Origin of the sequence: Kushneria aurantia DSM 21353, from assembly GCF_000382245.1 — a bacterium.
Lineage (GTDB): Bacteria > Pseudomonadota > Gammaproteobacteria > Pseudomonadales > Halomonadaceae > Kushneria > Kushneria aurantia.
Genome location: NZ_KB907864.1, coordinates 1 through 8243 on the forward strand (window position 1 = coordinate 1; position 8243 = coordinate 8243).

Annotated in this window: 8 protein-coding genes; 5 read left to right on the plus strand and 3 right to left on the minus strand. The window is 64.9% G+C overall.

Annotated features, from left to right (window positions below):
• Positions 1-154: transposase (locus H146_RS20535; RefSeq protein ID WP_019950365.1), on the plus strand; the 154-nt coding region annotated here is incomplete at its 5' end.
• A gap of 181 nt (positions 155-335) precedes the next feature.
• Positions 336-1661, plus strand: coding sequence for an MFS transporter (locus tag H146_RS0102990; RefSeq protein WP_169433455.1), 1326 nt, complete (start codon positions 336-338; stop codon positions 1659-1661).
• On the opposite strand, the gene H146_RS0102995 is transcribed toward H146_RS0102990, so the two are convergent.
• Complete coding sequence (locus tag H146_RS0102995) at positions 1655-2929, minus strand: DUF445 domain-containing protein (protein ID WP_019950367.1); 1275 nt, start codon at positions 2927-2929, stop codon at positions 1655-1657. The two genes, H146_RS0102990 and H146_RS0102995, sit on opposite strands and share 7 nt — an antisense overlap.
• A gap of 252 nt (positions 2930-3181) precedes the next feature.
• Between H146_RS0102995 and H146_RS0103000 the strand changes: the two genes are divergently transcribed.
• Together H146_RS0103000 and H146_RS0103005 are read left to right on the plus strand one after the other, a co-directional pair.
• Positions 3182-4519 carry a DEAD/DEAH box helicase gene (locus H146_RS0103000; RefSeq protein WP_019950368.1) on the plus strand — a complete coding sequence of 446 codons (1338 nt, stop codon included), beginning with the start codon at positions 3182-3184 and terminating at the stop codon, positions 4517-4519.
• Between the two features lie 167 nt (positions 4520-4686).
• On the plus strand, positions 4687-5823 hold the full coding sequence (locus H146_RS0103005; RefSeq protein ID WP_019950369.1) for an App1 family protein phosphatidate phosphatase: 1137 nt from the start codon (positions 4687-4689) through the stop codon (positions 5821-5823).
• Between the two features lie 12 nt (positions 5824-5835).
• On the opposite strand, the gene hpxO is transcribed toward H146_RS0103005, so the two are convergent.
• On the minus strand, positions 5836-6993 hold the full coding sequence (gene hpxO, locus H146_RS0103010) for an FAD-dependent urate hydroxylase HpxO (RefSeq protein ID WP_019950370.1): 1158 nt from the start codon (positions 6991-6993) through the stop codon (positions 5836-5838).
• Between the two features lie 229 nt (positions 6994-7222).
• Between hpxO and dksA the strand changes: the two genes are divergently transcribed.
• On the plus strand, positions 7223-7657 hold the full coding sequence (gene dksA, locus H146_RS0103015) for an RNA polymerase-binding protein DksA (RefSeq protein WP_019950371.1): 435 nt from the start codon (positions 7223-7225) through the stop codon (positions 7655-7657).
• A 20-nt stretch (positions 7658-7677) separates the two neighbouring features.
• On the opposite strand, the gene H146_RS0103020 is transcribed toward dksA, so the two are convergent.
• Positions 7678-7974 carry a hypothetical protein gene (locus H146_RS0103020; RefSeq protein WP_019950372.1) on the minus strand — a complete coding sequence of 99 codons (297 nt, stop codon included), beginning with the start codon at positions 7972-7974 and terminating at the stop codon, positions 7678-7680.
• Positions 7975-8243: the final 269 nt, after the last annotated feature.

The following is an 8243-nucleotide window of genomic DNA, read 5'->3' on the forward strand; positions in this document are numbered from 1 at the left end:
ACCGGTCTTCGGCATCATCAAGTCGGTACTCGGTTTTCGTCAGTTCTCGCTGCGCGGACTGAACCGGGTGAGCGGCGAATGGACGCTGGTGTGCCTGGCGTGGAATCTGAAACGCATGGCCGTATTGCGCCCGACATCCGCCCGAAAGGCCTGAAAAGCGAGCGGCAGGGTGCGTTTTCAGGATATTGGGCGTAAAAAGACGTCATTATGCGCCGCTGCGCACCATGCTGGTGCAAAAATCTGCCGGGGCGGGTCGCACGCCTCACCTGCCGACGGCAAGCCCGACAGGCTGCTAGTCTTTTGATCATCGAAATGGTTGAGAAAAGGTGGGCAAAGTGACGGATTTTCACGGGGTTCGACGGCCATTGTCGGTGCGACGGCATATTCTCCTTGTGCTGTTGCCGTTTACCTTCGCGTATCTGATTTCCGAGCTGGTGCGCAACGTCAATGGCGTGCTCGCGCCCGCCCTGCGACAGAATTTTGCCCTGACCGCTTTCGATCTCGGCCTGCTGACAGCCGCCTTCCTCGTCGCGCTGGCGGGATCGCAGCTGGTCGTTGGCGTGCTGCTTGATCGCTATGGGCCGAAGCGCATGGTAGTGGCGACGATAGGCATTGCCGCGTTGGCCTGTATCGGATTCGCGCTGGCGGAGGGGCTGCTGCAACTCATGCTGGCGCGTTTTCTGATGGGGTTGGGCCTCTGCGCCTGCTGGACCGGTGCCTACAAGGCGAATGCGCTCTGGTGGCCCAGTGAGCGCCTGCCGCTTGTCAATGCCGTGACGATCAGCTTTGCCAGTCTTGGCTCGCTGCTTGCCACCTGGCCTACCGAAGTCGCTCTGGCAATATTTTCCTGGCGCTGGCTTTTTGCCTTGCTCGCCGGCGTGATCGCCGCCCTGGCGCTCTTCATGTTGTTGGCCGTCCCTCGCCATCCGCAGGAATCGCGAGGGAGCGTCAGCCATTGGCGCGAGCAGATCGACGGCATGCTCGGTGTCGCGCGCGGTCGGGTTTTTCTGGTGGTGGCGCCACTCTCCTTTGTTACTCAGGGTGTCTGGATCGCCTACCAGGGGCTGTGGGCCGGCGAGTGGCTGCGTGAGAGTGCCGGCTGGTCGAAAAGTGGCGCGGCGATGGTATTGACCGCGCTGGCACTGTCACTCGTCGTCGGCCAGATGGGCTTTGGCGTTATTGCCGATCGACTGGCGCGCAGTAGTCGCGGGCTTTTTCGAATGACGGCGCTGCTGTGCGCGACCTTTATCGCAGTCCAGGTATTTCTTGTCATACATCCGCAGGGTTTCCACGGCGTCGTCTGGGCGGCCTGGGGCGCGCTGACGGCCGGGCCGATTCTGGGCTATGCGCTGTTGACGCGGCTGGTGCCGCCCACCGTTTCGGGTAGTGCGATTGCGCTGTTGAATTTCTGCGCTGTGCTCTCTGGCGCGCTGTTTCAGGGCGGTATCGGTCTGGTTGTCGATCTCATGAGCGAAGCGTCCACTGTGGCCGCTCAACGCCTTGCACTGTGCTGCCTGGTGGCCCTGCAGCTGGCGGCACTCGCCTGGATGTGGTGGGGCAAGAGAGGGCTTGCGTTGAATAGTGCGCCCTCCGAGACCGCGGCGATGGGCAGTGTTTCACGTGAAACATCCGTCGGTGATGAGGCGCCGCCGCACTATTGACCGAGCAGCAGCGCCAGTTGAGTAAGGGCATGAAGTGCCACGCCGATCAGGCCGCCCACCAGGGTGCCGTTGATGCGGATGTACTGCAGGTCGTTGCCGACGTTCTTTTCGATCTGGGCGACGATCTCGTCACTGTCGAGGCTGTCCAGATAGCGCTCAATCCAGGCATCGATGCGTGGTCCGCTGCGCTGTACCAGCGGCGGCACCAAGGCCAGCGCCTGGTCATTGAGCCACTGCCGCGCCGCCGGATCACGCTCCAGCGAGTGGGCGTACCAGCCGATGAAACTCTCCAGGTAGCCGCGCACTTCGGAGTCGGCACGCTGCAGGTCGCGCGCCAGCCAGCTCATGACGTCCTCCCACACCGCGCCCAGCCAGTCGGCCAGGCGGTCGTTGTCGAGCAGGTCGTCGCGCAGGCGGTCGAGCCGCCGGCCCAGGGCGTGGTCATGGCGTATCCGTTCGATCAGCGCCTCGAACTGGCGGTCGAGGTGGCGGCGCAGCGGGTGGTCGGGGGCGTCGCTGACCTCGCTGATCAGTCGCGCGCTCTGCTCGACGATCCGCTCGCGGATCAGCCAGCCCGCCAGCCGGTGCATGCTCACCTCGCGCCCCATCACCTTCGGGTTGAAGAGACGGAAGACGGTGTCGGTAATGAAGTGTTTGACCCGCTCCTGATTCTCCTCCTGCTCAAGCCAGCGCGATAGCCGTTCGAGACTGTCATCCAGCAGCGCCTGATGACGCCCCTCGGCGACGACCACCTGCAGTGAGGCGGCCAGCAGGCGAGAGGTGTCGAGGCGGGCGAGCTGATAGCGCAGCGCGTGGGTGAGAAATTCCCGCGCCGCACTCTGGCGCAGCGCCGAAAGGGCACCGGCGGCCGCCTCGGTGATGCGCCCGGCCAGCGCCCGGCGCCGTTCGGGGCGCGACAGCCAGTCCAGCAGGGCGCCGGCGCTGTCGAAGCGCGCCACGCTGTCACGCACCCAGGCGTCGTTCAGAAAATTCTCGCGAATGAAGGCGGAAAGACTGCGTCCCAGCCGCTTGCGATTATTGGGGATAATGGCGGTGTGCGGGATCTTCAGCCCCAGCGGGTAGCGAAACAGAGCGGTGACCGCGAACCAATCGGCGATGCCGCCGATCAACGCCGCTTCGGCGAAGGCGGTCAGCCAGGCAAAACCCGGATGGGTGCCCTCCAGCCACACGCCGGCGGCGTAGAGCAGGGTGGCGGCGGCGAGGCAGGCCGTGGCGATGCGGCGGCGGTCGTACCGGGGTTGGATCAAGCAACACCTCCTTGTGTGACGGCAGGCGAGAATCGCAGCGCGAAAAGGTGGCAAGTCTGCCACAGCACGCCGAAGCAGGCAGCGCGCCGCCGTGCAGGCGCTGGTAATTGCGCCGTAAATCCCCTATTGTGGCGCTTCTTCGCACGGTCGGGTCCACTATACGACCGTCACTGCCTGATTTCCTTTCGCGCCCGGCGCGGCAGGGTGCTCTGGCGAAGAGGAGCGCCACCGCAGCAGCGCGCACGAGATACCATGTCGAACTCCTTTTCCGAACTCGGGCTTGCACCCGAGCTGCTGCGTGCCGTCGAGGACGCCGGCTACAGCCAACCGTCGCCGATCCAGGCGAAAGCCATTCCCGCCTGTCTCGAGGGCCAGGATGTGCTCGCCGCCGCTCAGACCGGTACCGGCAAGACCGCCGGCTTTACCCTGCCGATTCTGGAGCGGCTGTCGCGTCAGCGTTTTGACCGCCAGCGGCCGATCCGCGCGCTGATCCTGACGCCCACCCGCGAGCTGGCCGCCCAGATCGGCGAGTCGGTCGAGCGCTACGGTGCGCACCTGAACCCGCGGCTGACGCATGCCGTGGTCTACGGTGGGGTGAAGGTCAATCCGCAGATCGAAAAGCTCAAAAACGGCGTCGATATCCTGGTCGCCTGTCCCGGTCGACTGCTCGATCTGATCGGGCAGAAAGCGCTGCGCCTCGATCAGGTCGAAACCCTGGTGCTGGATGAAGCCGACCGTATGCTGGATATGGGCTTTATCCACGACATCAAAAAGATTCTGCGGCTGGTACCCAAACAGCGCCAGACCCTGCTGTTTTCGGCCACCTTTTCCAACGAGATTCGCGAGCTGGCCGGCAATCTGCTCAAGAATCCGGTGAGTATCGACGTGGCGCCGCGTAATACCGCCGCGGAGACGGTGGCGCAGTCCGTCTATATGGTCGAAAAACCGCGCCGCATGGCGCTGCTGACTCATCTGATCACCCACTATCAGTGGTCGCAGGCGCTGGTGTTTACCGGCACCAAGCACATGGCCAACCGGGTCACCCAGCATCTGCAGAAGGCCGGCATCAGCGCTGCTGCCATTCACGGCAACAAGAGTCAGAATGCGCGAACCGCGGCACTCACCGGCTTCAAGAGCGGCGAGCTGCAGGTGATGGTGGCCACTGACGTGGCGGCGCGCGGTATCGATATCGCCGAGCTGCCCAACGTGGTCAACTTCGAACTGCCCAAAACGCCGGCCGACTATGTGCACCGCATTGGCCGCACCGGCCGCGCCGGCGCCACCGGCCAGGCGGTATCGCTGGTGATGCCGGATGAGCGCGACCAGCTCAAGCGCATCGAGAAGCTGATCGGCCGGCGTATCACGGTGGAGACGCCGGAGGCGTTCGACCCCGAGCGCGCCATGCCGGAAACCCCGGACCCACGCGAGCATTCGTCGCGCCCCGCGGCCAACAACGGCCGGCGCCAGCAACAGGGTGAGCGTCGCCGCAGCGATGACAAAAGCGGCGAACAGCAGCGTCCGGCACGTCGTCGCCGCCGTGGCGGGCGCGGTCGCAGTGCGCGCAGTGACGAGGCTGGCAACCAGCGCTGAACCTGTCATACCGCCCGGCCTGCCGGGCGGTTCTCGCTCCCGCCGAGGTGACCGACTACGCTTGTAAGACTGTGTTAATCGCAGCGTGGCGGCGTGCCCCGCATCAAGCGGCACGCTGAAATATATGTCGACTCTACCGCCCTCAGGTAATGCCCGGACGACCCGTCATGCCCAAACGCCCCGCCAACGCCGCTCTGCGCGGTCTGAAGAAGCTGCTGCACCTGGCCGCGCGCCCGGCCAAGTCGAAGCGCGCTCACGGCGGCCGCGTGATTCACACCTATCGCGGCTACGGTACGCATCGCGAGGTGTTGATGATGGGGCGCGTTTTTCGTCAGCCCGGCTTCAATCTCGATCTTCCGGAGGGCTCGATCCGTCGCGATCTGGCCGATATCGCGCGGCGTACGGTGCGCTGGGGGGTCAAGCACGTCGAGGTCGAGGTGATACTGAACGGCACTCGCGAGGTGGTGACCACCGACCGCGACGGCTACTTCGATGTGCATCTGCATCTCGAGTCGCCGCTGCCGGAAGATCGTATCTGGCACCAGGCAAAGCTGCGGGTGCTGTCGCCCAGCCGCGATCCTCATAGCCGCCGTGCCAATGGCGGTGCCGAAGCCGAGGCGGTCGCGGATATCTACATTCCGCCCTCCGATATCGACTTCGCCGTGATCAGCGATATCGACGACACCGTGATGTACACCGGCGTCGCCAACAAGCTGATGATGATGTATCGCCTGTTTCTGGCCGATGCCAAACAGCGCACCGCCTTTCCCGGCGTGGCGCCGCTCTACCGCGGTTTTCACCTCGGTGACGGTGACCGCCACTGCCAGCGTCCGCTGCTTTATGTCTCGCGTGCGCCCTGGAGCATCTACGAGATGCTTGAAGAGTTCTTTCGCCTCAATAACATTCCGGTGGGGCCGATCCTCTTTCTGCGTGAGTGGGGGCTTACTTTGCAACGGCCCCTGCCGCGCCGGGCGGAGGATCACAAGCATGATGTGATCGAAACCATGCTGGCGCTCTACGATCCGCTGCCCTTCGTATTGATCGGTGATAGCGGTCAGCACGACCCGGAGATCTACACCGCTATCGTGCGCGAGCATCCCGACCGTATCCGTACCGTTTACATTCGCGATGTCAGCGATGACCCTGACCGCCGGGCGGCAATCGAGCGGCTGGCCGCCGAGATTGACCGTGATACCGGCTGTTCGCTGGTGCTGGCCAGCGATAGCCTGACCATGGCCGAACACGCCCACCGCGAAGGCTATATTTCCGAAGAGGCGCTGGAGCAGGTGCGCGCGGCTCGTTAAACCGCCGGCCGCTCAGGGCAGCGGGCCGCTCTGCATCGTCTTCTGCATGCCGGCGATGATGTGGCGGCCATCTTCCCGTGCCAGCTCCTCGTACCACTGGCGGGTACGCTCGGGCTCGCCACCGTGAATCATGGCCGCCCGCGAGCGGGCGCGCAGTACGATATCGCCTACCCGCTCGGCCCGCGCCCGGTCCCAGGCGGCGAGCGCCCGGGCAATATCGCCGTTGGCCTCGTCCAGCGCCTGCGCCAGCACCCAGCCATCCTCCATGGCCTGGCAGCCCCCCTGGCCGAGATCGGGCGCCATGCCGTGACCGGCATCGCCCATGACAAGCGCACGCTGACCGACCAGGGTGGGCAGCGGGTCGATGTCGTGAATTGCCACCCGCGCCATGGCCGACTCGTCGAAGCGCTCGATAAGCCGCTGCACCGGCGCCGGCCAGCCCGCGAAATGGCGTGCCAGTTCGTGGCGGTAGCCTGCCGGGTCGGGTGTGGCCTCGGGCGGCAGCGGCACATCGAAGAAGCAGTAGAAGGCGTCACCCCCCATTGGCATCATCGACACCCGCTGATGTTGGCCGACGTATTGCACCCAGTGCGTGGCCGGTACGAGGTCATCGGCGAGGGGCACGCTGACGTTCCAGTTGACGTAGCCGCGATAGCGCCGCTCGATAGGGTGGCCGAGAATACGCTCGCGCAGCGCCGAGTGGGTGCCGTCGGCAGCCACCAGCAGATCGGCGGTGAGCCGCTCGCCGCCTTCCAGCACCACTTCGACGCCGTCGTCATCGGTGTTCAGATCGACGCAGGCGCAGCCCAGTCGCACGTTGTCGCGACCCACGGCGTCGAGCAGAATGCGCTGCAGTTCGGTGCGGGCGATGGGGCAGGCGGCGGTGCCAACGGCCTCATAAAGCGGTGCCAGGCTGAACTCGGTGAGCGCCATGTCATCGGCGCCGCGATAGGCCATATGGGTCATGTGGCCGGCGGCGCGACGAATCTCGTCGCCGACGCCCAGCCGGTCGAGAATATGCACGCCGTTGGACCACACCGAAATGGCGGCGCCCGCCGGGCGCAGCTCGCGTACGCGCTCGATCACCTGCACGCGGTGGCCGCGCTGCATGAGCGCCAGTGCGGCCGTCAGGCCGCCCATGCCGGCGCCGACGATAATGATGTCGTGCATGATTCCTCCGCATTATTGTTGTCGAATGTCGGCGGCCGGGTGCGACGCTGCCTCCCCGGGCCCGTTTGTCGTGCCATGGTGTCAACATGATCGCTGGGGCCCGGCGTGTAAAGTTTCACGCCGCGATGCCGTTGAGGCGACAGGAGCCGACGCAGTGCGATTGCGTCGTGGTGGTACATTTCTGCTATGTTAGAGCGCTTTTCGAATGGACTCAGCGAGGCAAAGCATCATGTCAGTCGATATTCCCGCTACTGAAGAAGAGCTGCTGGCGATGCCGGACGAAGACTACATGAACGAGGCGCAGCTGGGCTATTTCCGTCGCCTGCTGCTGAAAGAGCGCGAGGAGGTCGAGACCACCCTCGAGGAGATGCGCCACGGCCTGGGCACCGCCGAGAGCAGCGGCGACGACAGCGACCGCGCCGCCAGCGAGGAGGAGCTGCGCTACACCCTGCGCCAGGCCGACCGCGAGACGCGGCTGTGGCGCAAGATCAACGCCACTCTCGACCGTATCGATGAGGGCGAGTACGGCTACTGTGACGAGACCGGCGATCCGATCGGCCTCAAGCGTCTGTTGCTGCGTCCCACGGCCACGCTGTCGATCGAGGCCAAGCAGCGCCAGGAGCAGCAGGAGAACCATTTCGCCCGCCGGCGCGGCGGCCAGTAACCGCACCCGGTGGCGGTCTTTCAGCGCTCGGTCAGCGCCGCCACCAACAATTGCCACTCCTCGTCGAGGCTGTCGTCTGCCACGTCACAGCCGGCACGACGGTACCAGTATGCGGCGTTGCCGGTGTCGCCTTCCCAGCGGTGTAGCCAGGCGTGAACCCGAGCGGCCTCGGTGCCGGCGCTGTCCTGAACCAGCGCATGGGCGCGTTCCCACTGCGCTTTTTTGCCCCACCAGAGCGCGCGCAGCGCATCGCCTGCCGTCTCGGGCGGGGCGTCCCGGGTCAGACTGTCGAGAAAATCCTGCTGCGTCAGGGCCATCATCGCCTCCTTCGTATGATCGTCACGTCCTGCGATTGTGCTACAAAGCGGCGCCGGCGGCAGTATCCGCAGCGGCTGCTTTGTGGCTCGGCTGAAACGGGCAAAAATTTTTTTGTGGTGGCGGGAACTCTTTCCGCCATGGCGACTCAAAGTCAGTGTTCCCTTGAATGATCTCTTGCAAGATCCTTCTTGATTGGCCTGCCACCCCCCGGCAGGCTTTTTTTTGTGCCCTGCCATCCCTGGCGGGCACCCTTCGGGCCGCCACTGCG